The sequence below is a fragment of the Plantactinospora sp. BB1 genome, assembly GCF_003030385.1.
In the GTDB taxonomy this organism is placed as follows: domain Bacteria; phylum Actinomycetota; class Actinomycetes; order Mycobacteriales; family Micromonosporaceae; genus Plantactinospora.
This window is the reverse complement of sequence record NZ_CP028159.1, coordinates 5,298,220-5,323,528: the sequence shown is the minus strand read 5'-3', so window position 1 is coordinate 5,323,528 and position 25,309 is coordinate 5,298,220. Positions and strand designations below refer to the sequence as shown.

Below are 25,309 nucleotides of genomic sequence, written 5' to 3'. Positions count from 1 at the left end.
CACACTGGTCAGTCGGCCACCGGTTCCGGTTCCCGCCCGAGTCCGCCATCGCTCCGCGACACCCGTGTCGTGGCGTGGCTGACGGATGCCGAGGGCGACCCGGCGACCACCCACGAAAGGACCGAGGCGACATGAAGCCCAACATCCACCCCGAGTACGTGTCCACCGAGGTCACCTGCTCGTGCGGCAACACCTTCACGACCCGCAGCACGGCGAAGGGCGGCTCGATCCACGTCGAGACCTGCAGCGCCTGCCACCCGTTCTACACCGGCAAGCAGCGCGTGCTCGACACCGCCGGCCGGGTCGCCAAGTTCCAGCAGAAGTACGCCAAGGTTCAGGCCAAGAAGGGCAAGTAGCCGCGTCGACGGCGCCCGCCTCCGGTTCGTCGCCGGGGGCGGGCGCCGTCGTGCCGTTTCCCGGTCCCTTCCACCATCCGCGTTCGGAGCAGAGGGAGTACGAGCATGAGCGGCGACCGGCTGGCCCGGCTCCTCGACGAGTACGCGGAGCTGGAACGGCGCCTCGCCGACCCGGCGATCCACGCCGACCAGGCCACCGCCCGCCGGGTGGGCCGACGGTTCGCCGAGCTGACCCCGCTGCACAAGGCCGCCGGTGAGCTGGAGCAGGCCCGGGCCGACCTCGCCGCCGCCCGCGAACTCGCCGCCGAGGAGCCGTCGTTCGCGGCCGAGGCGGAGTCGCTGGCCGAGACGCTGCCCGCGCTGGAGGGCCGGCTCGCCGAGCTGCTGATCCCGCGCGACCCGCACGACGCCAAGGACGTGATCCTGGAGATCAAGGCGGGCGAGGGCGGCGAGGAGTCCGCGCTCTTCGCCGGTGACCTGCTCCGGATGTACCTGCGCTACGCCGAACGGCACGGCTGGGCGACCGAGGTGCTCGACGCGCAGGACTCCGACCTGGGCGGGGTGAAGGACGTCTCGCTCGCGGTGAAGGCCAAGGGGGTGCCGGAGGGCGGCAACGGGGTCTGGTCCCGGCTCAAGTGGGAGGGCGGCGTACACCGGGTGCAGCGGGTGCCGGTCACCGAGTCGCAGGGGCGGATCCACACCAGCGCGGCCGGCGTACTCGTGCTGCCGGAGGCCGAGGACGTCGACGTCACCATCGACCCGAACGAGCTGCGGATCGACGTGTTCCGCTCCTCCGGGCCGGGCGGCCAGTCGGTGAACACCACCGACTCGGCGGTGCGGATCACCCACCTGCCGACCGGGATCGTGGTCTCCTGCCAGAACGAGAAGTCCCAGTTGCAGAACCGGGAACAGGCGATGCGGATCCTCCGGGCCCGGCTGCTGGCCAACGCGCAGGAGCAGGCCGACGCCGCCGCCTCGGACGCCCGCCGCTCGCAGGTGCGTACCGTCGACCGCTCCGAGCGGATCCGGACGTACAACTTCCCGCAGAACCGGATCACCGACCACCGGATCGGCTACACGGCGTACAACCTCGACCTGGCGCTCGCCGGTGAGCTGGACGGGGTGCTCGACGCGCTCGCCGAGGCGGACCGCTCGGCCCGGCTGGCCGGCGAGACGGAGCTGTCCCGCCGCTGAGCCGCGCCCGGTGGCGCCGCCGGCACCCGCTCAGCGTGCCGTCGCCGGCCCGGTCGCGGCCTGCGGTCGCTCCCCGGCGGCCAGCTCGAAGGCGGCGCGCAGCGCGTCCCGTGGCCCGGCGCCCGAGCCGTGCACCTCGGCGAAGCCGACGCTCACCCCGACCCGGATGCCGGGGACGATCGACTCCCAGTCCTCGGCGGCGACCGCCGCGCTGATCCGCCGGCCGACCTCACCCGCCTCGGCCATCCCGGCGCCGGGCAGCACCACCACGAACTCGTCGCCGCCGTACCGGGCCACGAAGTCGCCGCGCCGCATCACCCGGTTGATCACCCCGGCGATCCGTTGCAGCACCAGGTCGCCGCAGTGCCGGCCGTGCGCGGTGTTCACCGCCCGGAAACCGTCGAGGTCGCAGACCCCGATCACGGCCCGTTCGCCCCGGCCGGCCATCCCGGCGACGTACCGCTCCAACCGGCGGCGGTTCGGCAGCCCGGTGAGCGGGTCGGTCAGCGCCTCGCCCTCGTGCCGGACCGCCTCCCGGCGCATCTCCTCGTGCTCGATCCGGGCCGCGATGCCGTCGACGTAGACGTCCCGGAGCCGGTCGTTGCGCTGGGTCGCCAGCCGGAACGCGTACCGGTCGGCCCGGTGCGCCGCCGCGTGGTCGCCGACCCCGGCGTACGCCAGGCTGGAGAGCCGGGCGTGCTCGGCCGCGCCCAGCGTCTCGGCCGAGACGTGCACCGTCTCCAGCCGGGCCAGCGCCTCGGCGGGCCGGCCGGCGGCGATCGCCAGGCACGCCCCGCCGAGCTGCCGCATGTCCCGGGTACGCGCGCTGTCCCCGCCGTCGCGGAGCAGCCGGTCGGGGTCGAGTTCCGGTACGGCCGACCGGCCGGTCGTGGCGCCGAGGGCGGCCCGCCGGGCGAGCGCGTACCCGTACGCCGCCCGGCCGCTCGGCCGCAACCGGCCCGCCGTGCCGGCCCCGACGAAGCGTTCCAGGTCGGCGCCGACGTCCCTGAGCACCCGCAGGCAGCCGTCGCTGTCCCCGTGGTGGTCCAGCGCGACCGCGTTGCGCAGCCGGATGCCGGGTGCGGCGAAGGTCTCCTCGGGGATGCCGACGGCCAGCCCCAGCCGGCGGGCCCGCTCGATGGCGCCCAGCGCGTAGCCGTGGAAGCCGAGGTAGGAGTAGGCCATCGCCAGGTCGTGCCAGCCCCAGGCGGTCTCCCGGTCGGGCTCGTCCACCGAGCCGAGCGCCCGGGCGCCCCGGACCAGGTGGGTGACGCAGCGGTCCAGCGCGCCCTGATTGTGCGCGGCCAGCGCGGCCAGGGCGTGCAGGTGGCCGTGCAGGTAGGGGTCGGGCAGGTCCCGGGCGGCGTCGAACGCCTGCTCCACCGCCCGGGTGTACTCGGCGGTGCGGCCCAGGTTGAGGATCGCGGAGAGTCGCTGGAGCAACGCCTCGGCCCGGGAGTACGGGTCGTCGGTGGTGTCGAGCACGCGTTCGAAGACCAGGCACGCCTCGGCGGAGCGGCTGCTCTCCATCAGGGAACGGGCGTGTCTCAACTCCTCGGCCCGGTCACCGACCCGGTCGAGCCAACTCACGCACAACCTCCATCGCCGTCGCCAGCCAGACCCCCGCGAAAGTCGAGGAGCCGACCGGTCGCCCGGAGGCACGGTGCCCTCCGGGGACGCTCGACCGGTCTGAGCACCCAGTCGATCCGGGTCGGAAACGCGCCCGCGACGCGATGATTCCCGGCCGACGTTTCATGATTATGTCGTGACGCGTATTCCCCGGCATCCCCGTGAAGCGACAGAACGGACCCGACCGTCGGTCGCGGTCGCGGCGGCGACGTCCGCGCTGGCCCGGGCCGGCGTCGGGCCGGCCCGGACCGAGGCGGAGCTTCTGGTGGCGTACGTCCTCGGCGTGTCGCGCGGGGCGCTGGCCGTGGCCGGGCCGCTCACCGGCGAGCAGTACGACCGGCTGACGGAGCTGGTCGAGCGGCGTACCCGGCACGAGCCGTTGCAGTACCTGCTCGGCTCGGCGGCGTTCCGCTACCTGGAGCTGGCGGTCGGCCCCGGGGTCTTCGTGCCCCGGCCGGAGACGGAACTGCTGGCCGGCTGGGGCGTCGAGCAGGCCCGGCGGCTCGGCGGACCCGGGACCGGCAGCGACCCGGCCGGGGCGGGACCGCTGGTGGTCGACCTGTGCAGCGGCAGCGGCGCGATCGCGCTCTCGGTCGCCGGGGAGGTGCCGGCGGCCCGGGTGGTCGCGGTGGAGCGGTCCGCGGCGGCGCTGGACTGGTTGCGCCGCAACGCCGCCGAGCGGGCCGCTGCCGGCGACCCGCCGATCGAGGTGGTGGCCGGGGACGTCGCCGACCCGGAGCTGCTGGCCGGGTACGCCGGCCGGGTGGACGTGCTGCTCTGCAACCCGCCGTACGTGCCGGACGGCACCCCGGTACCCCCGGACGTGGCCGGGCACGACCCGGCGGACGCGGTCTTCGGCGGCCCGGACGGGCTGGCGGTGATCCGGCTGGTACTCGATCGGGCGGCCGGGCTGCTGCGCCCCGGCGGGGTCTTCGGGGTGGAGCACGACGACACGCACGGCACGGCGGTTCCGGAGCTGCTGCGTGCCGACGGCCGGTTCGTCGAGATCGCGGACCATCCCGACCTGGTCGGGCGGCCCCGTTTCGCCACCGCCCGCCGGGCCGACGCCGTCCCGTAACCGGCCGGAAGTCCCCGTGCCACGGTGGGCGCTCCGGCGTGGCAGACTGGCTCCTCGTGATGCTCTACGACTGCCGGTCGCTGGCGGACCGTGACCGAGGCATCGCCGCGGCCGTCGAGGCGGTCAAGAACGGCGAGCTGGTCGTGATCCCGACCGACACGGTCTACGGGGTCGGCGCGGACGCGTTCACCCCCTACGCCGTCAAGGCGCTGCTCAACGCGAAGGGTCGGGACCGGCAGCATCCGCCGCCGGTGCTGGTCGGCTCCCGGCGCACGCTGGACGGGCTGGTCTTCATGCTGCCGAGCACCGCCCGGGACCTGGCCGACGCGTTCTGGCCCGGCGCGCTGACGATCGTCGTCGAGCACTCGCCCAGCCTCCAGTGGGACATCGGCGACACCGCCGGCACGGTCGCGGTGCGGATGCCGCTGCACCCGGTCGCCCTGGAGGTGCTCCGGGAGACCGGGCCGATGGCCGTCTCGTCGGCGAACAAGACCGGCCAGCCGGCGGCGGTGACCGCCGAGGAGGCGCGCGAGCAGCTCGGCTACGCGGTGCGGGCCTACCTGGAGGCCGGGCCCTGTCCGGAGCCGGTGCCGAGCACCATCGTCGACGTGACCGGCGAGGTGCCCCGGGTGCTGCGCCAGGGCGCGATCCCGCTGGAGAAGCTCCGCGACGTCGTACCGGACATCCAGGGCCAGGTGACCTGAGTGCCGCCGTTCACGGTCCTGCACGTCTGCCTGGGCAACATCTGCCGGTCGCCGATGGCGGAGCGGCTGCTCGCGCTGGCCGTACGGGAACGGTTGGCCCGCCGGGGCGCGGACGACGCGGACGACGCCGACCGGTTGGTGCACAGCCACAGCGCCGGTACCGGCGGCTGGCACGCGGGTGAGGAGATGAACCCGCCGGCCGCCCGCCAGGTGCGCTCCCGGGGCGGGGACGTCGCCGACTTCGGCGCCCGCAAGCTCCGCTCGGAGCACATCGACGCGGCCGACCTGGTGTTGACGGCAACCGCCGACCAGCAGGAATACGTGGTGGCGCTGCGTCCCGACGCCGCCGACCGCACCTTCGTGCTCGGCGAGTTCGGCCGGCTGCTGCCCACCGTGGACGCCGCGGTCCTGCCCCCGGCCGACCTGGCCGACCCGGACGCGGTCTACGCCCGGGGCACCGCGCTGGTGGCCGCGGTGGCGGCGGCCCGGAGCGGGTCGTCCCCGCTGCCCGGCGACGACCTCGACGACCCGTGGGGCCGGGGCGACCAGTGCTTCAGCCGGGTCGCCGACGAGATCGAGGACGCCGTCCGGCCGCTCGCCGCCGTCCTGCTGCCCTGACCCGGGGCGCAGCCTGCCCTGAGGCGACGCGGCTGCCCTGACGCGCGCACGGCCCGCCCTGAGGCGACGCGGCCCGCCCTGACGCGGGCGCGGCCCGCCCTGCGGCGGGGGAGATTCCGCCGTGGTCACTCCGGCTTGTGAATCTGAACCGGTTTGCCGTGAAACGGGTGCGGCGCCCGAAATCAGCCGTCAGGCTGACGGAGTCCCCGAGCCCGGCCGTTTGTCCGGGTCGCGTCGATCGCTGTCCCGCCCGGGAGGTACCGCATGCTCCGGCTGCGGCTGAACCAGCTCTGGACCCTGACCCTGGCCGGAATCCTGGCCGGGACGATCCTGGCCGCCGCCGCGCTGCCGGCCTCGGTCCTGGCGGCGGTGGGGCTCAAGTCGATCGGCGCCCGCTACGAGGACCTGCCGCAGGACCTGCGTACCCCGCCGACCGCCCAGCGCTCCTACCTCTTCGCCGCCGACGGCCGTACCCCGATCACCTCGTTCTACGACGAGAACCGGACGAACGTGCCGCTGTCCCAGGTCGCCGAGGTGATGCGGCAGGCGACGGTGGCGGCCGAGGACGCCCGCTTCTACTCGCACGGCGGCGTCGACCTGAAGGGTGTACTCCGGGCCGCCGTGGCGAACCGGGTGGGTGGCGAGGTGCGGCAGGGCGCCTCGACGCTGACCATGCAGTACGTCCGCAACGTGCTCAAGAGCGACCCCGGACTCACCGCGAAACAGCGTGCCGAGGCGACCGAGACCAGCGCCGGCCGCAAGATCCAGGAGATGCGGTACGCGCTCGCGCTGGAGCGCCGGCTCAGCAAGGACGAGATCCTCAGCCGCTACCTGAACATCGCCTACTTCGGTGCCGGGGCGTACGGCGTCGCCGCCGCCAGCCAGCGGTACTTCTCCAAGCCGGCCGGGCAGTTGACCCTGGCCGAGGCGGCCCTGCTGGCCGGGCTGGTCCGCTCGCCGGAGACGGACAGCCCGATCGGTGGCGACACGGAGGCCGCGCTGGCCCGCCGGGGCTACGTACTGCGGCAGATGGCGGAGACCGGGGTGATCTCCGCCGAGGCCGCCACCCGTACCCAGTCGGAGCCGATCAGGCTGCGGCCCGGCGCCGAGCCGAACGACTGCGCCGGCATCCCGGACGGGCGCTCCGACTGGGGCTTCTTCTGCGACTACTTCCGGCAGTGGTGGAACGCGAACCCGGCGTTCGGGCTCACCGTCGACGAGCGGCAGCAGACGCTGCGCCGGGGCGGCTACCGGATCACCACCTCGCTCGACCCGGCGATCCAGGCCACCGCGCTGCGGCAGACCCTGACCGTCTACGACTACGCCGACCGCCGGGCCGCGCCGATGGCCGTGGTGCAGCCCGGCACCGGCCGGGTACTCGCGATGGCGGTCAACCGGCACTACTCGCTCGATCCGAACCCCCGGGGGCAGCGCAACCACCCGAACACGGTCAACCAGTTGATCGCCGGTGGCGGCGGCATCGACGGCTACCAGGCCGGCTCCACGTTCAAGATCTTCACCATGCTGGCCGCGCTGGAGGAGGGGATGCCGCTGGCCTCGGGCTACCTGGCACCGTCCCGGCTGGTGACCAGCTATCCGGTCGACGGGCCGAACGCGTGCGGCGGCTACTGGTGCCCGGCCAACGCCAACCCGGAGTGGATGAACGGCCACCGCACGATGTGGACCGCTTTCGGGCGGTCGGTCAACACCTACTTCGTGGCGCTGCAACAGCGAATCGGCGCGGACCGGGTGGTGCGGATGGCCGAGCGGCTGGGCATCGTGTTCCGGGCCGACAACGACGCGCGGCTGGCCACGTACGGGGCGGAGGGCTGGGGGGCGTTCACCCTCGGGGTCTCCGCCAGCACGCCGCTGGACCTGGCGAACGCCTACGCGACGCTGGCGGCCGAGGGGACGTACTGCAAGCCGCTGCCGGTGCTCTCGATCGTCGACGCCACCGGCCGGGCGCTGCCCGCCGCCGCACCGAGCTGCGGAAAGATGCTCAGGGCGGAGGTGGCGAGGGCGGCGACCGACGCGGCCCGCTGCCCGGTCGGCGGCCAGTCGGCGTACGCCCAGTGCGACGGCGGCAGCGCGCCCGAGGTGACGAGGATCCTCGGCGACCAGCCGGTGGCCGGCAAGACCGGCAGCGCGGAGGGGTACGCCACGGAGACCTTCGTCGGCTTCACCCCGCAGCTCGCGGCGGCGGCCATCGCCGCGAACCCGGACGACCCGAGTGACGCGGTCGGCCAGCCGGTGCAGCGGAAGGTCATCGCGGCGGTCGCCACCACCATGGCCACCGCGCTGAAGGGCAGCCCCCGGCGGGACTTCACCCCGCCGGGGCGGGAGATCGCCTTCGGTGACGGCCCGGACGACCTCGGTCCCGCCCCGGCCGGGCCGGGGCCGGACCCGTTCGCCCCGGCCCCGGTGGTGCCGGCGCCCGTGCCGACGCCGCCGGCCCCGGCGCCCACCGCCGTGGTACCCCGGCCGACGCCGCCGCCGGTCCCGCCCCGGCCCACCGCCACCGTGCCGCGTCCGGTACGCCCGGTGCCGACCTCGCCCCGGCCGGGGGTCGTACCCAGGCCGACGCCGCCGGCACCGCCCCCACCCACGTCCCGCTGAGCGGCCCCGCCCCCGGCTGAGCGGCCCCGACTCGTCGGCGGGTGCCGGCAGGTCGTCGGGCGTCCTCCCGGGTGCCCCCATAGACTCGGAGCCGGCCCAATGCCGAGCGCGACGAGAAGGTGCCGGGGTGAGCGAGCTAATCGAGCGGGCAGGTCGGCCCGGTGCGGGGGAGCCGACCTTCTGGGGGCCGGACTTCGACGAGCTGGCCGGCACCGATCCGGAGATCGCCGAGGTGCTGCTGGACGAACTCGACCGGCTGCGCGGCGGGTTGCAGTTGATCGCCAGCGAGAACCTCACCTCTCCGGCGGTACTGGCGGCGCTCGGCTCGACCCTGACCAACAAGTACGCCGAGGGTTATCCGGGCCGGCGCTACTACGGCGGCTGCGCCGAGGTGGACCGGGCCGAGCAGATCGGCATCGACCGGGCCAAGGCACTCTTCGGGGCCGAGCACGCCAACCTCCAGCCGCACTCCGGGGCGAGCGCCAACCTGGCCGCGTACGCCGCGCTGGTGCAGCCCGGCGACACGGTGCTGGCGATGGACCTGCCGCACGGCGGCCACCTGACCCACGGCAGCCGGGTCAACTTCTCCGGCAAGTGGTTCGCCCCGGTCGGCTACCAGGTGCGCCGGGACACCGAGCTGATCGACTACGACGAGGTACGCGAGCTGGCCCTGGCACACCGGCCCAAGATGATCATCTGCGGCGCCACCGCGTACCCGAGACTGATCGACTTCGCCCGGTTCCGGGAGATCGCCGACGAGGTCGACGCCTACCTGATGGTGGACGCGGCGCACTTCATCGGGCTGGTCGCCGGGCGGGCGATCCCGTCCCCGGTGCCCTACGCCGACGTGGTCTGCGCCACCACCCACAAGGTGCTGCGCGGGCCGAGGGGCGGGATGATCCTGTGCCGGGAGTCACTCGCGGAACGGATCGACAAGGCGGTCTTCCCGTTCACCCAGGGCGGCCCGCTGATGCATTCGGTGGCGGCCAAGGCGGTCGCGCTGCGCGAAGCGGCGTCTCCGGCCTTCCAGGCGTACGCTGCCCAGGTGGTTTCGAACGCGCAGGCGCTGGCCGCCGCCCTCGCCGCGGAGGGGATGCGTCCGGTCTCCGGTGGCACCGACACCCATCTCGCGCTGATCGACCTGGGCGAGGTCGGGATCACCGGTAGGGACGCCGAGGCGCGCTGCGACGCCGCCGCGATCACCCTGAACAAGAACGCGATCCCGTACGACCCGCAGAAGCCGATGGTCGCCTCCGGCATCCGGGTCGGCACCCCGAGCGTCACCACCCAGGGCATGGGGGTGGCGGAGATGCGCCGGATCGCCGACCTGATCTCCCGCGCCGTCCGGACCGACCCGGCCGCGCCCGGCGGTACCGCCGCGCTGGCGGAGATCCGTGCCGACGTCGCCGATCTGGTGGCCGCGTTCCCGGCGTACCCCCGTGGTTGAGCGGGAGCCGGTCGAGGTGGCCGACCGGCCGGCGGAGCCGGACCTGACCGCTCCGGACGCCCCCGCCGGCTCGCCGACCCCGGCCGCCGGTCCCGGCGCGGCGGACCGGCACTGGCGGCTGGCCCACCTGCCGGTGGTGCTCGGCGCCTCGGTCGGGCTGCTCCTCCTCGCCACCGCGCTCGGTGCGCTGCTCGGCGGTGGAATCGGCGCGGCCGGGGCCGCGGCCGGGGTCGGGGTGGTGACGGTGAGTTATCTGGCCTCCACGCTGGTGATCGCCTGGGCCGACTCCGTCAACCCGGCCCTGGTGCTGCCGTTCGGCGTGGCGATGTACATCGCCAAGTTCAGCGTGCTCGGTGTGGTGATGGCCGGGGTCGCCGGCCGGGGCTGGGCCGGGCTGGAACCGTTCGGCTGGGGCGTCGTCGCCGGTGTGGTGGCCTGGACCGGCGCGAACATCTGGTGGATCGTCACCGTGCACGCCGTACGGACGCACCGCCCGCCGCAGGGGTGATCCCGGGCGTGATCCAGGTCACCCACCTCGGGGCGGACCTGGGCCGAGTCCCGTGCACGGGACGGCACAGGAAACTGTCAGTGATCGGTCATTTTCCCGGTGGCGGAACCGGAGTAGCGTGCCCACAGACGACGCGCCCGCCCACCGGCCCACACAACCACGTTGTGCGGGGGGTGAGGCACAGCCTCGTATCCCCGGCTGATATCGTTCGGCCGTCATGACCGGTGACCAAACCCCCCAACCCCCCGGCGGCTCGGGTGCTCCCGAAGCCGGCGAGGGTTGGACCGCGCTGGCCTACCTCATCGGAGGTCTGGCGGTGTGGGGCTTCATCGGTTGGTTGGTCGACCAGTGGCTCGAAACCGATGGCCTGGCCACCGGGATCGGGTTCCTGCTCGGCGGGGCCGGGGGCGTTTACCTGGTCATTCGCCGGCTGGGCACCCCTAGCTAGGGAAGGGACGCGGTGATCGGACAGTCGGTCGTCCTCGCGGAGGGCGAAGTTCCGTTTCCACCCAGCGTGGAAGACTTCTTTCTGCCGAGCATCGTGCCGTGGGGCGCGCACAACTCATACTGGATCACCAAGTTCACCGCGCTGATCTGGCTGGGCGTCGCGCTGCTGATCATTTTCTTCCTGGTCACGTACCGGAAGCCGAAGCTGGTGCCGACGAAGGGCCAGTGGATCGCCGAGTCGATCTACGGATTCGTCCGGAACAACATCGCGGTCGACATGATCGGTCACCGGGGTGTGGCCTTCGCGCCGTACCTCACGACGCTCTTCCTCTTCATCTTCATCAACAACCTGTGGCAGATCATTCCGTTCGTGCAGATCTCGCCGATGGCGCACATCGCGTTTCCGGCGTTCCTGGCGATCATCAGTTACGTGATGTTCATCTGGGTGGGCATCCGGCACCACGGTTTCGCAAAGTTCTTCAAGCATTCGCTGATGCCGCCGGCGCCGTGGTTCATGCAGCCGCTGCTGATTCCGATCGAACTGTTCTCCACGTTCATCGCCCGGCCGGTGTCGCTGGCGCTGCGGTTGTTCGCCAACCTGTTCGCCGGACACATCATCCTGCTGGTCTTCACCCTCGGCGGCTTCGTCCTGCTGAACGCGGACTCGTTCTTCCTGAAGCCGATCTCGCTGCTCTCCTGGGCGGTGTCGATCGCGATCACCTTCCTGGAGGCGCTGGTCATCGTCCTGCAGGCCTACATCTTCACCGTGCTGACCGCCAGCTACGTGCAGGGCGCGCTCGCCGACGAACACTGAGCCGCACCCGACGAACACCGACCCGCACACAACCGCACACCCGTTGTCGTCCCGCGTGAGCCGTCACGCGTGATTTCAGGAGGAACCAACCAATGTTGTCGTCGACCCTCGCCGCCGTCGAAATTACCGGCAGCCTCAGCGCCATCGGCTACGGCCTCGCGGCCATCGGTCCGGGTATCGGTGTCGGCCTGGTCTTCAGCGCCTACATCCAGTCGACCGCCCGGCAGCCGGAGTCGTCCCGGATCACCCTGCCGTACGTCTGGATCGGCTTCGCCGTCATCGAGCTGCTGGCACTGCTGGGCATCGCCTTCGGCTACGCCTTCGGCAACTAGCCGTACTCCTCGAACCGGGAGGTTCCGATGTACGCCATCTTCGTCGCTGCGGAGGGCGGTACCGAGCACAACCCGATCATCCCGCTCTGGCAGGAGATCGTCGTTGGCTCGATCGCCTTCGCGATTCTCTGCTTCATGCTGATGAAGTACGTCTTCCCGCGCATGGAGCAGACCTTCCAGGCTCGGGTGGACGCCATCGAGGGCGGGATCAAGCGCGCCGAGGCCGCCCAGGCCGAGGCCAACCAGCTCCTCGAGCAGTACCGTGCGCAGCTCGCCGAGGCGCGGACCGACGCGGCGAAGATCCGCGACGACGCCCGGGCCGACGCCGAGGGCATCCGGCAGGACGTCCTGGCCAAGGCCCGGGAGGAGTCCGACCGGATCATCGCGGCCGGCAAGGAGCAGCTGGCCGCCGAGCGGGCCACCATCGTGCGCGAGCTGCGTACCGAGGTGGGCACGATCGCGGTCGACCTGGCCAGCCGGATCGTCGGTGAGTCGCTGGCCGACGAGGCCCGCCGCAAGGGCACCGTCGAGCGGTTCCTGACCGACCTGGAGAGCGTCGGCGCCGGCAACGGCTCGCCCAACGGCTCTGCCGTACGGACGAGCTGATGCAGGCCGCCAGCCGGGAGTCGTACGCCGCCGCACGGCAGCGTCTCGACGCGTACGCCGGCCAGACGGACGGGGAGCGGATCTCCGTCACCGGTGACGAGCTGGGCTGGGTCGCCGGGCTGCTGCGGCGTGAGCCGAGGCTGCGCCGGGCGCTCTCCGACCCGGCGCGCTCCGGCGAGGACCGGGCCGCGCTGCTGGAGTCGCTGGTCGGCGACAAGGTGGGCCAGGACGCCAGGGAGCTGCTCGGCGTGCTGGTCTCCGGCCGCTGGTCGGCGCCGTCCCAGCTGCTCGAGGCCACCGAGCGGCTCGGCGTGGAGGCGCTGCTGGCCAGCGCCGACCGGGCCGGTGAACTGGGTGAGGTCGAGGACGAGCTGTTCCGCTTCGGTCAGGTGGTCGCCGCCGACGCGGAGCTGAGCAACACGCTCTCCGACCCGATCGCGCCGGTGGCGCAGCGGGCCGAGCTGACCGGCGCGCTGCTGCGCGGCAAGGCCAGGCCGGTGACGGTCAAGCTGGTCGAGGTGGCGCTCGCCGGGTTCGGCGGACGTTCCTTCTCCGGCGGGTTGACCCGGCTGGTCGAACTGGCCGCCGACCGGCGGGACCGTCAGGTGGCGTACGTCACCGTAGCGGCCCCGTTGGTCGAGGAGGAGGAGCAACGGTTGGGACGCAAGCTCGCCGCGCTATACGGTCGAGAGGTCACCGTCAAGCAGACGGTGGACCCGACCGTACTGGGCGGGCTGCGTGTCCAGATCGGTTCCGATCTCTACGACGGCACGATCCTGCGCCGCCTCACCGACACCAGAAACGCGCTCGCGCGGGGCTGAGCAGCACCGACGCCTCATGCGCAGCGCCGAGAAAGACATCCACGCCGTTCCGGTTAACCGGGCCCTGAATAGAGGAAGAAGAGGATGGCCGAGCTGACCATCTCGTCGGAGGAGATCCGCGGCGCGCTGGAGCGCTACGTCTCCTCCTATTCGCCCGACGTCTCCCGTGAGGAGGTCGGCACCGTCGCCGACGCCGGTGACGGCATCGCCCACGTCGAGGGCCTCCCCTCGACCATGACCAACGAGCTGCTGGAGTTCGAGGACGGCACCCTCGGCCTGGCGCTCAACCTCGACGTCCGGGACATCGGCGTCGTGGTGCTCGGCGACTACGGCGGGATCGAGGAGGGCCAGCGGGTCAAGCGCACCGGCCGGGTCCTCTCGGTGCCGGTCGGCGACGCGTTCCTCGGCCGGGTGGTCAACCCGCTCGGCCAGCCGATCGACGGCCTCGGCGACATCGCCAACGAGGGCTACCGCGAGCTGGAGCTCCAGGCGCCGAACGTGATGGCCCGGCAGAGCGTCAGCGAGGCGCTGCAGACCGGCATCAAGGCGATCGACGCGATGACGGCGATCGGCCGGGGCCAGCGGCAGCTGATCATCGGTGACCGGCGGACCGGCAAGACCACCGTCGCGCTGGACACCATCCTCAACCAGCGGGACAACTGGCGCTCGGGCGACCCGGCCAAGCAGGTGCGCTGCATCTACGTGGCGATCGGCCAGAAGGGCTCGACCATCGCCTCGGTGAAGGGCCTGCTGGAGGAGCAGGGCGCGATGGAGTACACCACCATCGTCGCCTCGCCCGCCTCCGACCCGGCCGGCTACAAGTACATCGCCCCGTACGCCGGCTCGGCCATCGGCCAGCACTGGATGTACGCCGGCAAGCACGTCCTGATCGTCTTCGACGACCTGACCAAGCAGGCCGAGGCGTACCGCGCGGTGTCGCTGCTGCTGCGCCGCCCGCCGGGCCGCGAGGCGTACCCGGGTGACGTCTTCTACCTGCACTCCCGGCTGCTGGAGCGCTGCGCGAAGCTCTCGGACGAGATGGGCGGCGGCTCGATGACCGGCCTGCCGATCATCGAGACCAAGGGCAACGACATCTCGGCGTTCATCCCGACCAACGTGATCTCGATCACCGACGGCCAGATCTTCCTGGAGACCGACCTCTTCAACCAGGGTGTCCGGCCGGCGATCAACGTCGGTACCTCGGTCTCCCGGGTCGGCGGCGCCGCCCAGGTGAAGCCGATGAAGAAGGTGGCCGGCCGGCTCCGGCTGGACCTCGCGCAGTACCGCGAGCTGGAGGCGTTCGCCGCGCTCGCCTCGGACCTGGACAAGGCCTCGCAGGACCAGCTCAGCCGGGGTGCGCGCCTGGTCGAGCTGCTCAAGCAGACCAACTACTCGCCGTTCCCGGTGCAGGAGCAGGTGGTCTCGGTCTGGATCGGCACCGAGGGCAAGCTGGACGACGTCCCGATCGGCGAGGTCCGGCGCTTCGAGTCCGAGTTCCTGGAGTTCCTCCGCCACCAGTACAAGCCGACGATGCAGTCGATCGCCGACAACAACTGGGACGACGACATCATCAACGCGCTGAACGAGGCGGTCGCCCGGTTCAAGCAGATGTTCCTCGGCAAGGAGGACGAGGTGCGGATCAACGAGGCACCGGCCGAGGCGATGGAGGGCGAGCAGGACCGGGAGACCGTGACCCGGTACCGCGACAGCGCGCCCGCCCAGGCCGAGAAGCAGTAGGGCCGACCGGTGGCTGCCCAGGTACGCGTTCTTCGTCAACGGATCCGCTCGGCGAAGTCGATGAAGAAGATCACCAAGGCGATGGAGCTCGTCGCGACGAGCCGGCTGGCCAAGGCCCAGTCCCGGGTCGCGGCCTCGTTGCCGTACGCCCAGGCCATCACCGGCGTGCTCACCGCGCTGGCCTCCAACGCGGCCATCGACCACCCGCTGCTCACGGCCCGGCCGAAGGTCCGCCGGGCCGGGGTGGTCGTGGTCACCAGCGACCGGGGCCTGGCCGGCGGTTACACCTCCAACGCGATCAAGGCGGCGGAGTCGCTGGTCGCCCGGCTGAAGGCCGACGGCAAGGAGCCGGTGCTCTACGTCATCGGCCGCAAGGGCGTCGGCTTCTACCGGTTCCGGCAGCGGAAGGTGGAGGCGAGCTGGACGGGCTTCTCCGAGCAGCCGACCTTCGCCGACGCCAAGCAGGTGGGCGAGACGCTGATCAAGGCGTTCGTCTCCGGCGCGGACGACATGGAGGGCGGTGACCCGGGGATCGACGGCGTGCTCGGCGTCGACGAGCTGCACATCGTCTACACGCAGTTCAAGTCGCTGATGTCGCAGACCCCGGTGGCCCGGATCATCGGCCCGATGGAGGTCGAGGACCGGCCGCGCTCCGAGGCGAAGGGGCTGCTGCCGGCGTACGAGTTCGAGCCGGAGGCGGACGCGCTGCTCGACGCGCTGCTGCCGAAATACATCAACACGCGGATCTACGCGGCGTTGCTCGAATCGGCGGCCAGCGAGTCGGCCTCGCGTCGTCGGGCGATGAAGAGCGCGACGGACAACGCCGAAGAGATGATCGAGACCTACACGCGTGAGATGAACTCGGCCCGTCAGGCCGGGATCACCCAGGAGATCAGTGAGATCGTCGGCGGCGCGAACGCGCTGGCCGCGTCGGGAAGTGAAGTGTGATGACTGCTCCTTCAGAGACCAAGACCGCGACGGGCCGCGTGGTCCGGGTCATCGGCCCGGTCGTCGACGCCGAGTTCCCGCGCGACGCCATGCCGGAAATCTTCAACGCCATGCACGTCGACGTGACCCTCTCCGGGGGCACGAAGACGCTGACCCTGGAGGTCGCCCAGCACCTGGGCGACAACATGATCCGGGCGATCTCGATGCAGCCGACCGACGGTCTGGTCCGGGGCACCGAGGTCCGGGACACCGGCTCGCCGATCACGGTGCCGGTCGGTGACGCGGTCAAGGGCCGGGTCTTCAACACCATCGGCGAGGTGCTCAACCTCAAGGAGGGCGAGACCTTCCAGGCGGCGGACCGGTGGCAGATCCACCGCAAGGCGCCGGCCTTCGCCGACCTGGAGCCGAAGACCGAGATGCTGGAGACCGGCATCAAGGTCATCGACCTGCTCGCCCCGTACGTCAAGGGCGGCAAGATCGGTCTGTTCGGCGGTGCCGGCGTGGGCAAGACGGTGCTGATCCAGGAAATGATCACCCGGGTCGCGAACAACTTCGGTGGTACCTCGGTCTTCGCCGGGGTGGGTGAGCGGACCCGTGAGGGCAACGACCTCATCCACGAGATGACCGAGTCCGGCGTCATCGACAAGACCGCGCTGGTCTACGGCCAGATGGACGAGCCGCCGGGCACCCGGCTCCGGGTGGCGCTCTCCGCGCTGACCATGGCGGAGTACTTCCGGGACGTGAACAAGCAGGAAGTGCTGCTCTTCATCGACAACATCTTCCGGTTCACCCAGGCCGGTTCGGAGGTCTCCACCCTGCTCGGCCGGATGCCGAGCGCGGTGGGTTACCAGCCGACCCTGGCCGACGAGATGGGCGAGCTCCAGGAGCGGATCACCTCGGTCCGGGGGCAGGCGATCACCTCGATGCAGGCGATCTACGTGCCGGCGGACGACTACACCGACCCGGCGCCGGCCACCACCTTCGCCCACCTGGACGCCACCACCAACCTGGAGCGGTCGATCTCCGACAAGGGCATCTACCCGGCGGTGGACCCGCTGGCGTCCTCGTCCCGGATCCTCGCCCCGGAGTTCGTCGGCGCCGAGCACTTCGCGGTCGCCTCCGAGGTGAAGCGGATCCTCCAGCGCTACAAGGACCTCCAGGACATCATCGCCATCCTCGGCATCGAGGAGCTCTCGGAAGAGGACAAGCTGACCGTCGGCCGGGCGCGCCGGATCGAGCGGTTCCTCTCCCAGAACACGTACGCGGCCGAGGTCTTCACCGGCATCAAGGGCTCGTACGTGCCGGTCAAGGACACCGTCGAGGCGTTCCGGAAGATCAGCGAGGGTGAGTACGACCACTTCCCCGAGCAGGCCTTCTTCATGTGCGGCGGGCTCGACGACCTGGAGCGCAACGCCCGCGAGCTGATGAAGGACTAGTTCGCGGCGGTTACTCAGACAGCCGCACCGGCAACCGCCGGTGCGGCTGTCGTCGTCTTCACCCGCTGTTCACCCGGGTACCTGGTCGATTTGCTCGGACTTGATCTAGTTCCGGTGCTTTGGTGACGCAGCTTCGCCGGGTACCGTCGTGGGCGGCCCGCGACCTCCCGGCCGCACGGCGACGTCTCGCCGTGCCGCGTCGGCGCTGGTCACGGGCGCGACGAACGGAGATGTCCGGTGGGTGAAGGCGGCAGGGGCGTGGGTCGGTCGGGCGGCAGTGCCCACCGGCTGGGCCGGCAGCGGGGTGACTCTTCCGGCTACCCGGATGCCGCGGCGGCAGCGGAGCAGGGGCCGCAGCGCTCCGACGGCGGCCGGCGGCGGCGCAACAGGTCGCGCGCGCCGCGCTGGGCCCGGGTCTGCACGATGCTCGGTGCCCTGCTGGTGCTGGTCAGCGGCGCCGGGCTGGTCGGCTTCGAGGCCGTGCTCGCCCGGTACGAGGGGTCGGTGCAGGAGGCCGACCTCTTCGGCGACGAGGCGGCCGGCACGGTGCCGGAGAAGAAGTCGGACATCAAGGGCCCGTTGAACATCCTGCTGGTCGGGATCGACCCACGTACCAAGGAATGGTCGCCGCTGGCCGACTCGATCATGGTGCTGCACGTGAACGAGACGCTGGACTCGGCGTACCTCTTCTCGCTGCCCCGGGACCTGCTGGTGCGGATTCCCGCCTTCGACAAGGCCGACTACCGGGGCGGTACGGAGAAGCTCAACGCCGCGATGGCGCACGGCAGCAAGGTGCCCGGCGAGAAGCTGCCGAGCGCGGCCCAGGGCTTCGAGCTGCTCTCCAGGACCGTCTCGGAGGTCACCGGCATCGAGCGCTTCGACGCCGGGGCGATCATCAACTTCAACGGCTTCCAGAAGATCGTCGACGCGATGGGCGGCGTCGACATGTACATCGACACGAACGTCAAGTCCGAACACCGCCAGCCGAACGGCAAGATGCGCACGCTGAAGCCGGGTGGTGGCGGTTACACCGGGCCGCAGGCGCAGTACCGGAAGGGCGACGCGCACCTGTCGGGCTGGCAGGCGCTGGACTACGTCCGGCAGCGGTACGGCCTGCCGAACGGTGACTACGACCGGCAGCGGCACCAGCAGCAGTTCGTCCGGGCCATGGCCGACCAGGCGCTGAGCAAGGACGTGGTGACCAATCCGATCAAGCTGGACTCGGTGCTCCGGGCGGCCGGCGAGTCACTGATCTTCAACGGCCGTGGTCACGACCTGGTGGAGTTCGCCTTCGCGCTGCGCGGGCTCCGGTCGGACTCGATCCAGATGATCAAGTTGCCGGGCGGCGGGGTCACCCAGGGCGGCTCCTACCAGGGCGAGCGGTTCCAGCCGATCGCCGAGGAGTTCTTCGCCTCGATCAGGACCGGCACGGTCGACAGCTTCGTCATCAGCAACCCGGAACTCCTGAACAAGGCCAGGTAGCCGCCGCGCGGCGGAGTCGGCCGGGGAGCGGTCCCCGGCCGGCCCGGGTCGATCGGGTACCGGCGACGCAGGCACCAGGATCCATCGTTAGTCTCTGCAACGATTCCGCCCCGTCCGCCCGTCTCTATTGACGGGCGCAGAATTCGCGAGGCGCGCGACGGATGGAGACGCATGAGCGAGGGTGGCAAGGGCGCTGGCCGGTCCACCAGCCGGACGGGTCGGCCGGCACGCGGCCGGGACGGCGGCGCCGGGCTGATCGACGACAGCTCGGTGGGCGACCTGTCCAGCGGCGGGCGGCCGATCAGGGAGGGTCGGCGCAGGAAGTCCGCCGTCCCGACCTGGGCCCGGCTCTGCACGATCTTCGGTGCCGTACTGGTGGTGCTCAGCGGCGGTGTGCTGGTCGGCCTGGAGGCGGTGCTGGCCCGCTTCGAGGGCGCGGTGACCGAGGAGGACCTCTTCGGCGACCAGGCCGCCGGGGCACCGGCGGCGGAGAAGAGGGCCGACATCAAGGGCCCGTTGAACATCCTGCTGGTCGGCATCGACCCGCGTAAGCCGGAGACGCCGCCGCTGGCCGACTCGATCATGGTGCTGCACGTGACCGAGACGCTGGACTCGGCGTACCTCTTCTCGCTTCCCCGGGACCTGCTGGTCGACATCCCCCGCTTCGACAAGGCCGACTTCCCGGGCGACCGGACGAAGCTGAACGCCGCGATGTCGTACGGCAGCAAGGTGCCCGGCGAGAAGCTGCCGAGCGCGGCCCAGGGCTTCGAGCTGCTCTCCCTGACGGTGTCGAAGGTGACCGGGATCAAGCGGTTCGACGCGGGCGCGATCATCAACTTCGGCGGCTTCCTGAAGATCGTCGACGCGATGGGCGGCGTCACGATGTACATCGACCAGAACGTCAAGTCGGAGCACCGCCGCCCGGACGGTACGCACCGGACGCTGAAGCCCGGCGGTGGCGGCTACCTCGGCCCGCAGGCGCAGTACAAGAAGGGCACCCGGCACCTGGAGGGCTGGCAGGCGCTGGACTACGTCCGACAGCGGTACCCGGAGAACGGGGTGACCGACGGTGACTACGGCCGGCAGCGGCACCAGCAGCAGTTCGTCCGGGCCATGGCCGACCAGGCGCTGAGCAAGGACGTGGTGACCAACCCGATCAAGCTGGACAAGGTGATCCGGGCGGCCGGCAAGTCGCTGATCTTCAGTGGTCGCGGGCACAAGCTGATCGACTTCGGCTTCGCGCTGCGCAACCTGAGGTCGGACTCGATCCAGATGATCAAACTGCCCGGCGGTGGTGTCGGCACCGGCAGCAACTACAAGGGTGAGCGGCTACAGCCGATCGCGAGCGAGTTCTTCGCCTCGATCAAGGCGGGCACGGTGGACAGCTTCGTGATCAACAATCCGGAGTTGTTGAACAAGCTCAAGTGAGCGGCCCCGGACGGAGCCACCCGGACGGAGCCACCCGGCTGGGGGCGGCGGCGGGAGCCGGACTAGACTTTCCACAATCCCGCCGCCGCAGCAAGGAGACAGCGTGGCACAGCTTCAGGTCGAACTCGTCGCCGTCGAGGAAAAGATCTGGACGGGCGAGGCCGAGATGGTCGTCGCACGGACGACCGAGGGCGAGCTCGGAGTGCTGCCGGGACACGCGCCGCTGCTCGGGCAGCTCGCCGAGCCCGGTCAGGTACGCATCAAGTTGGCCGGCGGCGAGCAGTTGACCTACGACGTCAACGGCGGCTTTCTCTCGGTGACCGGAGCCGGTGTCACGGTCCTGGCCGAGAGCGCCAGCCCGGTGACCGAGTCCACGAGCCGCTGACCCGACACGTCGATGCTGGTCTTGCGTTGGATCGGAATCGGCGTCCTGGTGCTGCTCCTCGCGGTTGCGGCACTCTTCGTCCGGCGTGCCCTGATGACCCGTTCCGGCGGCATCATCCGGCTCAGCGTGCGGGTCTCGACGATCCTCGACGGCCGTGGCTGGTCGCCGGGCTTCGCCCGGTTCGCCGAGACCGAACTCCGCTGGTACCGGATGTTCAGCTTCGCGCTCCGGCCGAAGCGGGTGCTCTCCCGGCGTGGCCTCGCGGTGGAGCGTCGGCGGCTGCCCGAGGGGCAGGAGCGGCTCATCATGCCCGCCGACTGGGTGATCCTGCGATGTGTCAGTCACCAGGCGCCCGTGGAGATCGCGATGGCGAAGTCCACGGTCACCGGCTTTCTCTCCTGGCTCGAGTCCGCCCCTCCGGGGGCGGTTTCTCATTTGGTCCTCCGGGACTGACGGTCCCACCCGACTGAGCGCAGCCCCGGGCGTCGACCCGGTGCGGCCGGGGCGGGGCGATCAGGGGCGGCTCGGCTCCGGCCCGCGCGAGACCGGGCGGGTTCCGGGGCGGACCGGCCCGGGGTGCCGGCCGGGTCCGCCGCGCTCCTCGACGGCCGGGTGCCGGATCGGCCGCCGGCAGTGGTAGACCACCGCGGGTGGCAGGTTGGCCCAGACCGTACCCCCGACCACGACCTCCTCGAAGAGTTCCCGCAGGTTGCGGTGCAGTCGCCGGGCCGGTGGCGACCAGCGGGCGTGCTGGTAGGCGAAGGTGGTGAAGACGCCGTCGTCGGCGAGCGCCGCGACGACGGCGGCGAGGATCTCCCGCTGCCGCTGCGCGGTGAAGACGGCCCAGGGCAGTCCGCTGACGATCACCTGGGCCGGCGGCAGGTTCCGTTCGGAGAGCAGCCCGGCCAGTGCCCCGGCGTCGGCCTGGAGTACGTCGACCGCCGGATGTTCCCGGGCCAGCCGGTCGGCGAAGGTGGCGTTGACCTCCACCGCGAGGTGCCGGCCCTGGCCGGCGAGCCGGCGCTGGATCACCCGGGTGAACGCCCCGGTCCCGGGGCCGAGTTCGACCACCAGGGGTTGCCCGCTCCGGGGGATCGTCGCGGTGATCCGCTCGGCGAGCGGCGTTCCGCTGGGTGCGATGGCACCGACCGCCCGGGGGTCACGGGCCAACTGGGCCAAAAACGAGATCATCTCGGTGGGCACGGACCGAAGCTAGGCGACGTGATCAATCTTCGACGTCGTTCGGCCGGTCGGTGTACCGGCCACTCGGAGGAGGCGCCGTGACCGGTGGCAGGAGTCGCAGCCGGAGTCGCGGCTCCGTATCGTTGCCGGCGTGCGGGGACGGCGGAGATGGTGGCCCGATGTGCTGATGGGCCTGGTCGGCGGCGCCTTCGGGCTGGTCAAACTTGGCTGGCCCGTGGTGCAGAGCAGACCGTTGCCACTGCTGGTGACGGTGGCCGCCGGACTGATCCTGGTGGCGGCCCGCCGCTGGCCCTGGCCGGTACTGCTGATCGAGTGCCTGCTGCTCAGCTCCGCCAACTGGACCGCACCGCTGGGCGGCGACGTCGCCCAGTTCGGCGCCCTGACCGCGCTCGGGATCATCGCGTACGCCGCCAACTGGCCGGCCACCGCCGTGGCGCTGGGGCTGTCGTACGCGGCGTCGCTGGTGCACCTGATCGGCCCGGACAGCGAGGGGCTGCTCCCCGGGCAGCAGGGCTTCGTCCAGCTTGCCGGCTTCTTCGGGATCTCCGTCGCCCCGGTCGCCCTGGCCCGCTACCTCGGCGGGGTGCGCCGGGTGGCCCAGTCGGCCGAGGAGCGCGCCCGGGAGGTGGAGGCGCAGCAGGAGGTGCAGACCCGGGCCGCGCGGCTGGCCGAGCGGGCCGCCATCGCCCGTGACCTGCACGACATCGTCGCGCACCACGTGGGAGCGATCGCGTTGCAGGCCGGCGCGGCGCAGTACGCGGCCCGGCGTACCGGCCGGGTGGACGACGCCGTGCAGGCGCTGGGGGAGTTGCGGGTCACCGCCGGCCAGGTGCTCGACGAGCTGCGGGCGCTGCTGGAGGTGCTGCGTGACCCGGACGCGATCGTGGCGGGCGGGCCGCCAATCGAGCCCGAGCAGTTGATCATGGATGCGGAGCAGCGGGTCCGGGCGGCCGGAGTGGCGGTACAGATGAACCTGGCCAGCGACGTCGGCGAGGCGCCGCTGGTGGTGCGTACCACCGCCGCCCGGGTGGTGCAGGAGGGGCTGACGAACACGCTCAAGCACGCCGGACCGGGCACGACCGCCTCGGTCGACATCCGGCCGGACGGCACCGGCCTGCTGGTCGAGGTGCTCGACAACGGCCCGGAACAGCCCCGGCCGTCGCTGCTGCCGCCCTCCGGGCACGGACTGGCCGGCATGCGCGAACGGGTCCGGCTGCTCGGCGGCACGCTGCTCGCCGGCCCCACCGGCAGCGGCGGCTGGCGGCTCGCCGCGCACCTGCCGATCCGGGAGAAGACCGCGGCGATCTGCGCGAAGCCGGCGACCCGGGCCGTGGACGCGGAGCCGACCGGGCGGTCCCGGTGACCGTACGAGTCCTGGTCGTCGACGACCAGGCCCTGGTCCGGGCCGGCGTGACCCTGCTGCTGCGTACGGCCGGTGGGTTCGACATCGTCGGCGAGGCCGGCGACGGGCGGGAGGCGGTCCGGCTGGCCGAGCGGCTCCGCCCGGACGTGGTGCTGATGGACCTGCGGATGCCCCGGATGGACGGCATCGAGGCGACCCGGCGGATCCTCGACCAGCACCCGGCGACCCGGGTGCTGGTGCTGACCACCTTCGCCGACGACGCCAACATCTACGGGGCGCTCGGCGCCGGGGCGATCGGTTACCTGGTCAAGGACGGCGCCCCGGAGGATCTGGTGGACGCGGTCGGCCGGGCGGCCCGGGGCGAGCCGCTGCTCGCGCCGGCCGTACTGGCCCGGATCGTGCACCGGGCGTTGCAGGCGCACACCGAGGACACCGAACGCGGCTCGGAGGACGTACGCCCGTCGGGGCGCCGGCTGCTCAGCGGCCGGGAGCGCGAGGTGCTGGCCCTGGTCGGCGCCGGGCTCTCCAACGCCGAGATCGCCGCCCGGATGCACCTGGGGGTCACCACCGTCAAGACGCACGTCTCGGCGGCGATGGAGAAGCTCGGGCTGCGCAACCGGGTCCAGGCCGCGGTGGTGGCGCACCGGCTCGGTCTGGTCGACGACGACTTCCGGCCGATCGTCCTGGACGGGCCGGGCCGGGACGAGAGCCCCTCCGGCGCCGCCGGTGCCGTCCCGCCGGGGCTCCGGTGATCCCGACGGGGTCTGCCCCTAGGGGCCGACGGTCGGGAACCGGCCAGTCGGCGGAGCCGGTGCGGCTCGCGGCACGACGCCGACCAGTGGACGGACCGGGCACGGTGTAGGGGTGGATCCCGCCGTCGGACTCGTCGACCGGCTCACCGGCCTGCCGCCGGGCTGGTTGTATCTGGCCGCCGGGGCGCTGCTCGCCGCCGAGGTGGGCGTGCTGGCCGGCATCCTGGTGCCGGCCGCCGGCACGATGCTGGCGATCGGCCTGCTCGCCCGGAGCGGCTATCTGGACCTGGTAACCGCGCTGGTCGTCTGCACCGTGGCCGCCTTCGCCGGTGACCAGCTCGGCTATCTGCACGGCCGGCTGGCCGGCGCCCGGGTCCGGGCCGGTCGGCTCGCCCGGTGGATCGGTGTCGAGCGCTGGCGACGGGCCGAGGCGTTGGTCCTCGACCGGGGCGGCCCCGCGATCCTGCTCGGCCGGTGGCGGGCGTTCGGGCGTACCCTCGTGGCCCGGGTGGCCGGGGCGGCCGGAGTGCCGTACCGGCGGTTCGTGCTCTTCAACGCGGTCGGGGTCGCGGTCTGGGTGCCCGGCACCGTCCTGCTCGGCTACGGGGTCGGGATCTCCTACGCCGGGCTCACCGCCGTGGTCGGGCCGGTCGCCGGGCTGGTGCTGGTGGCCGCCGCCGTGGTGGCGGCCGGGGGCTGGCTGCACCGCCGGCTCCGGGCCGGCCCGTCCGGGTACCCCGCCGGCCGGTCCCGGCCCGCCGGTGGCGCTCGACCGGCCGCTCCGGGCCGGGGTGGCCGGCAGCCGCGTCGGGGCGCGTCGAGGTCCGGGCCGGCGGTGCGGGCCCTGCCCCGACGGCTCCGGTCGGCCCGCTTCTCCCCGCTGCGGCAGCCGCCCCGGCCGACCGGTCCGGCGGGACGGCGGCGTGCCCCGGGCGGCCGGGAGACGCCGGGCCGGTCAGCCGCCGGGGACGGGGAGTGACGAGGCGCAGAGTTCCACCTCGTACCCGGAACCGTCGGTCAGGTAGCCGGCGTAGCTCTGCGGCCCGCCCGCGTACGGGTGGCGGTCGGCGAAGAGCAGCGACCAGCCGTACCCGGGGGCCAGCGCGACCAGCCGGTCCACGGCGGCGGGCGGGCCGGCGTGGAAGGCCAGGTGGTTGAGGCCCGGCGCGAGCCGGTCGTGTCGCCGGGAGGAGAGCGCCGGGGACTCCTCCAGCACCAGGTAGGTCGGGCCGTGCCGCCAGGATCGGCCCGCCGGCCAGCTCTGGTACGCCGTCCAGCCCAGCTCGCCGAGCAGCCACCCCCAGCTCGTGGCGGCCCGGTCGAGGTCCGGCACCCAGATCTCCACGTGGTGCAGCCCACCGGGCGGGCCGGGCGGGTGGTCCGGGGTCACGCCGCCCGGGGCGTC

General features: G+C 72.3%; 26 protein-coding genes. 23 read left to right on the top strand and 3 right to left on the bottom strand.

Annotated elements, in window-relative coordinates; genetic code table 11:
- Positions 1–131 precede the first annotated feature (131 nt).
- A complete protein-coding gene (rpmE, locus tag C6W10_RS23190; protein WP_107260468.1) occupies positions 132–356 on the top strand; it encodes a 50S ribosomal protein L31 in 225 nt (74 codons plus the stop codon).
- A gap of 105 nt (positions 357–461) precedes the next feature.
- Positions 462–1,550, top strand: coding sequence for a peptide chain release factor 1 (prfA, locus tag C6W10_RS23185; protein ID WP_107260467.1), 1,089 nt, complete (start codon positions 462–464; stop codon positions 1,548–1,550).
- A gap of 30 nt (positions 1,551–1,580) precedes the next feature.
- Here prfA and C6W10_RS23180 read toward each other — a convergent pair whose 3' ends face one another.
- Positions 1,581–3,140, bottom strand: a complete 1,560-nt coding sequence (locus tag C6W10_RS23180) for a GGDEF domain-containing protein (RefSeq protein ID WP_107260465.1) — start codon at positions 3,138–3,140, stop codon at positions 1,581–1,583.
- Positions 3,141–3,315: 175 nt separating this feature from the next.
- Between C6W10_RS23180 and prmC the strand changes: the two genes are divergently transcribed.
- The 18 genes from prmC to C6W10_RS23090 all read left to right on the top strand — a co-directional run bounded on the left by prmC (position 3,316) and on the right by C6W10_RS23090 (position 21,039).
- A complete protein-coding gene (gene prmC, locus C6W10_RS23175; RefSeq protein ID WP_199853731.1) occupies positions 3,316–4,257 on the top strand; it encodes a peptide chain release factor N(5)-glutamine methyltransferase in 942 nt (313 codons plus the stop codon).
- Positions 4,258–4,316: 59 nt separating this feature from the next.
- Entirely contained in the window at positions 4,317–4,961 is a 645-nt protein-coding gene (locus C6W10_RS23170) for an L-threonylcarbamoyladenylate synthase (RefSeq protein WP_107264210.1), read from the top strand.
- Positions 4,962–5,579 carry a phosphotyrosine protein phosphatase gene (locus C6W10_RS23165; RefSeq protein WP_107260464.1) on the top strand — a complete coding sequence of 206 codons (618 nt, stop codon included), beginning with the start codon at positions 4,962–4,964 and terminating at the stop codon, positions 5,577–5,579.
- Between the two features lie 264 nt (positions 5,580–5,843).
- Positions 5,844–8,195: a transglycosylase domain-containing protein gene (locus tag C6W10_RS23160; protein ID WP_107260462.1), complete on the top strand. Its 2,352-nt coding sequence runs from the start codon at positions 5,844–5,846 to the stop codon at positions 8,193–8,195.
- Between the two features lie 127 nt (positions 8,196–8,322).
- On the top strand, positions 8,323–9,642 hold the full coding sequence (glyA, locus tag C6W10_RS23155) for a serine hydroxymethyltransferase (RefSeq protein ID WP_304598401.1): 1,320 nt from the start codon (positions 8,323–8,325) through the stop codon (positions 9,640–9,642).
- Entirely contained in the window at positions 9,635–10,150 is a 516-nt protein-coding gene (locus tag C6W10_RS23150) for a hypothetical protein (RefSeq protein ID WP_369936832.1), read from the top strand. Before glyA ends, C6W10_RS23150 begins: the two co-directional genes overlap by 8 nt.
- A 217-nt stretch (positions 10,151–10,367) precedes the next feature.
- A complete protein-coding gene (locus C6W10_RS23145) occupies positions 10,368–10,598 on the top strand; it encodes an AtpZ/AtpI family protein (protein WP_107260460.1) in 231 nt (76 codons plus the stop codon).
- Between the two features lie 12 nt (positions 10,599–10,610).
- Complete coding sequence (atpB, locus tag C6W10_RS23140; RefSeq protein ID WP_107260459.1) at positions 10,611–11,411, top strand: F0F1 ATP synthase subunit A; 801 nt, start codon at positions 10,611–10,613, stop codon at positions 11,409–11,411.
- A gap of 92 nt (positions 11,412–11,503) precedes the next feature.
- Positions 11,504–11,743, top strand: a complete 240-nt coding sequence (locus C6W10_RS23135; RefSeq protein WP_107260457.1) for a F0F1 ATP synthase subunit C — start codon at positions 11,504–11,506, stop codon at positions 11,741–11,743.
- A gap of 27 nt (positions 11,744–11,770) precedes the next feature.
- Positions 11,771–12,349, top strand: a complete 579-nt coding sequence (locus C6W10_RS23130) for a F0F1 ATP synthase subunit B (RefSeq protein WP_107260455.1) — start codon at positions 11,771–11,773, stop codon at positions 12,347–12,349.
- Complete coding sequence (locus C6W10_RS23125) at positions 12,349–13,170, top strand: F0F1 ATP synthase subunit delta (RefSeq protein WP_107260454.1); 822 nt, start codon at positions 12,349–12,351, stop codon at positions 13,168–13,170. Before C6W10_RS23130 ends, C6W10_RS23125 begins: the two co-directional genes overlap by 1 nt.
- An 84-nt stretch (positions 13,171–13,254) precedes the next feature.
- Positions 13,255–14,907, top strand: a complete 1,653-nt coding sequence (atpA, locus tag C6W10_RS23120) for a F0F1 ATP synthase subunit alpha (protein WP_107260452.1) — start codon at positions 13,255–13,257, stop codon at positions 14,905–14,907.
- Positions 14,908–14,916: 9 nt separating this feature from the next.
- Complete coding sequence (locus C6W10_RS23115) at positions 14,917–15,855, top strand: F0F1 ATP synthase subunit gamma (RefSeq protein WP_107260450.1); 939 nt, start codon at positions 14,917–14,919, stop codon at positions 15,853–15,855.
- Positions 15,855–17,291, top strand: a complete 1,437-nt coding sequence (gene atpD / locus C6W10_RS23110; protein ID WP_107260448.1) for a F0F1 ATP synthase subunit beta — start codon at positions 15,855–15,857, stop codon at positions 17,289–17,291. The genes C6W10_RS23115 and atpD overlap by 1 nt, the downstream gene beginning before the upstream one ends.
- A gap of 258 nt (positions 17,292–17,549) precedes the next feature.
- A complete protein-coding gene (locus C6W10_RS23105) occupies positions 17,550–18,773 on the top strand; it encodes an LCP family protein (protein ID WP_234361390.1) in 1,224 nt (407 codons plus the stop codon).
- Positions 18,774–18,944: 171 nt separating this feature from the next.
- Positions 18,945–20,201: an LCP family protein gene (locus C6W10_RS23100; RefSeq protein WP_107260446.1), complete on the top strand. Its 1,257-nt coding sequence runs from the start codon at positions 18,945–18,947 to the stop codon at positions 20,199–20,201.
- A 103-nt stretch (positions 20,202–20,304) separates the two neighbouring features.
- The gene (locus C6W10_RS23095) at positions 20,305–20,586 is read left to right on the top strand and encodes a F0F1 ATP synthase subunit epsilon (RefSeq protein WP_107260444.1); all 282 of its coding nucleotides are present in this window, start codon (positions 20,305–20,307) and stop codon (positions 20,584–20,586) included.
- A 12-nt stretch (positions 20,587–20,598) separates the two neighbouring features.
- Positions 20,599–21,039, top strand: a complete 441-nt coding sequence (locus C6W10_RS23090; RefSeq protein WP_107260442.1) for a DUF2550 domain-containing protein — start codon at positions 20,599–20,601, stop codon at positions 21,037–21,039.
- 60 nt (positions 21,040–21,099) lie between these two features.
- Here the strand turns inward: C6W10_RS23090 and C6W10_RS23085 are convergent, their stop codons facing one another.
- The gene (locus C6W10_RS23085) at positions 21,100–21,789 is read right to left on the bottom strand and encodes a class I SAM-dependent methyltransferase (protein WP_199853730.1); all 690 of its coding nucleotides are present in this window, start codon (positions 21,787–21,789) and stop codon (positions 21,100–21,102) included.
- Positions 21,790–21,919: 130 nt separating this feature from the next.
- Here C6W10_RS23085 and C6W10_RS23080 point away from each other — a divergent pair, with 130 nt between their 5' ends.
- From C6W10_RS23080 to C6W10_RS23070, 3 genes are all read left to right on the top strand, one after another.
- Positions 21,920–23,152 carry a sensor histidine kinase gene (locus C6W10_RS23080; protein WP_159104722.1) on the top strand — a complete coding sequence of 411 codons (1,233 nt, stop codon included), beginning with the start codon at positions 21,920–21,922 and terminating at the stop codon, positions 23,150–23,152.
- A complete protein-coding gene (locus C6W10_RS23075; RefSeq protein ID WP_107260438.1) occupies positions 23,149–23,904 on the top strand; it encodes a response regulator transcription factor in 756 nt (251 codons plus the stop codon). Before C6W10_RS23080 ends, C6W10_RS23075 begins: the two co-directional genes overlap by 4 nt.
- Positions 23,905–24,016: 112 nt before the next feature.
- Positions 24,017–24,883 carry a DedA family protein gene (locus C6W10_RS23070; protein WP_107260436.1) on the top strand — a complete coding sequence of 289 codons (867 nt, stop codon included), beginning with the start codon at positions 24,017–24,019 and terminating at the stop codon, positions 24,881–24,883.
- Here C6W10_RS23070 and C6W10_RS23065 read toward each other — a convergent pair.
- Positions 24,860–25,294, bottom strand: a complete 435-nt coding sequence (locus C6W10_RS23065; protein ID WP_234361941.1) for a VOC family protein — start codon at positions 25,292–25,294, stop codon at positions 24,860–24,862. The two genes, C6W10_RS23070 and C6W10_RS23065, sit on opposite strands and share 24 nt — an antisense overlap.
- Positions 25,295–25,309: the final 15 nt, after the last annotated feature.

What these genes read in the sequence shown, in the direction of transcription:
- prfA (WP_107260467.1), top strand. Translation starts at nt 462, where the DNA reads ATGAGCGGCGACCGGCTGGCCCGGCTCCTCGACGAGTACGCGGAGCTG.
- atpA (WP_107260452.1), top strand. Translation starts at nt 13,255, where the DNA reads ATGGCCGAGCTGACCATCTCGTCGGAGGAGATCCGCGGCGCGCTGGAG.
- C6W10_RS23125 (WP_107260454.1), top strand. Translation starts at nt 12,349, where the DNA reads ATGCAGGCCGCCAGCCGGGAGTCGTACGCCGCCGCACGGCAGCGTCTC.
- atpD (WP_107260448.1), top strand. Translation starts at nt 15,855, where the DNA reads ATGACTGCTCCTTCAGAGACCAAGACCGCGACGGGCCGCGTGGTCCGG.
- C6W10_RS23160 (WP_107260462.1), top strand. Translation starts at nt 5,844, where the DNA reads ATGCTCCGGCTGCGGCTGAACCAGCTCTGGACCCTGACCCTGGCCGGA.
- C6W10_RS23100 (WP_107260446.1), top strand. Translation starts at nt 18,945, where the DNA reads ATGAGCGAGGGTGGCAAGGGCGCTGGCCGGTCCACCAGCCGGACGGGT.
- C6W10_RS23090 (WP_107260442.1), top strand. Translation starts at nt 20,599, where the DNA reads ATGCTGGTCTTGCGTTGGATCGGAATCGGCGTCCTGGTGCTGCTCCTC.
- C6W10_RS23170 (WP_107264210.1), top strand. Translation starts at nt 4,317, where the DNA reads ATGCTCTACGACTGCCGGTCGCTGGCGGACCGTGACCGAGGCATCGCC.
- C6W10_RS23130 (WP_107260455.1), top strand. Translation starts at nt 11,771, where the DNA reads ATGTACGCCATCTTCGTCGCTGCGGAGGGCGGTACCGAGCACAACCCG.
- C6W10_RS23145 (WP_107260460.1), top strand. Translation starts at nt 10,368, where the DNA reads ATGACCGGTGACCAAACCCCCCAACCCCCCGGCGGCTCGGGTGCTCCC.
- C6W10_RS23135 (WP_107260457.1), top strand. Translation starts at nt 11,504, where the DNA reads ATGTTGTCGTCGACCCTCGCCGCCGTCGAAATTACCGGCAGCCTCAGC.
- rpmE (WP_107260468.1), top strand. Translation starts at nt 132, where the DNA reads ATGAAGCCCAACATCCACCCCGAGTACGTGTCCACCGAGGTCACCTGC.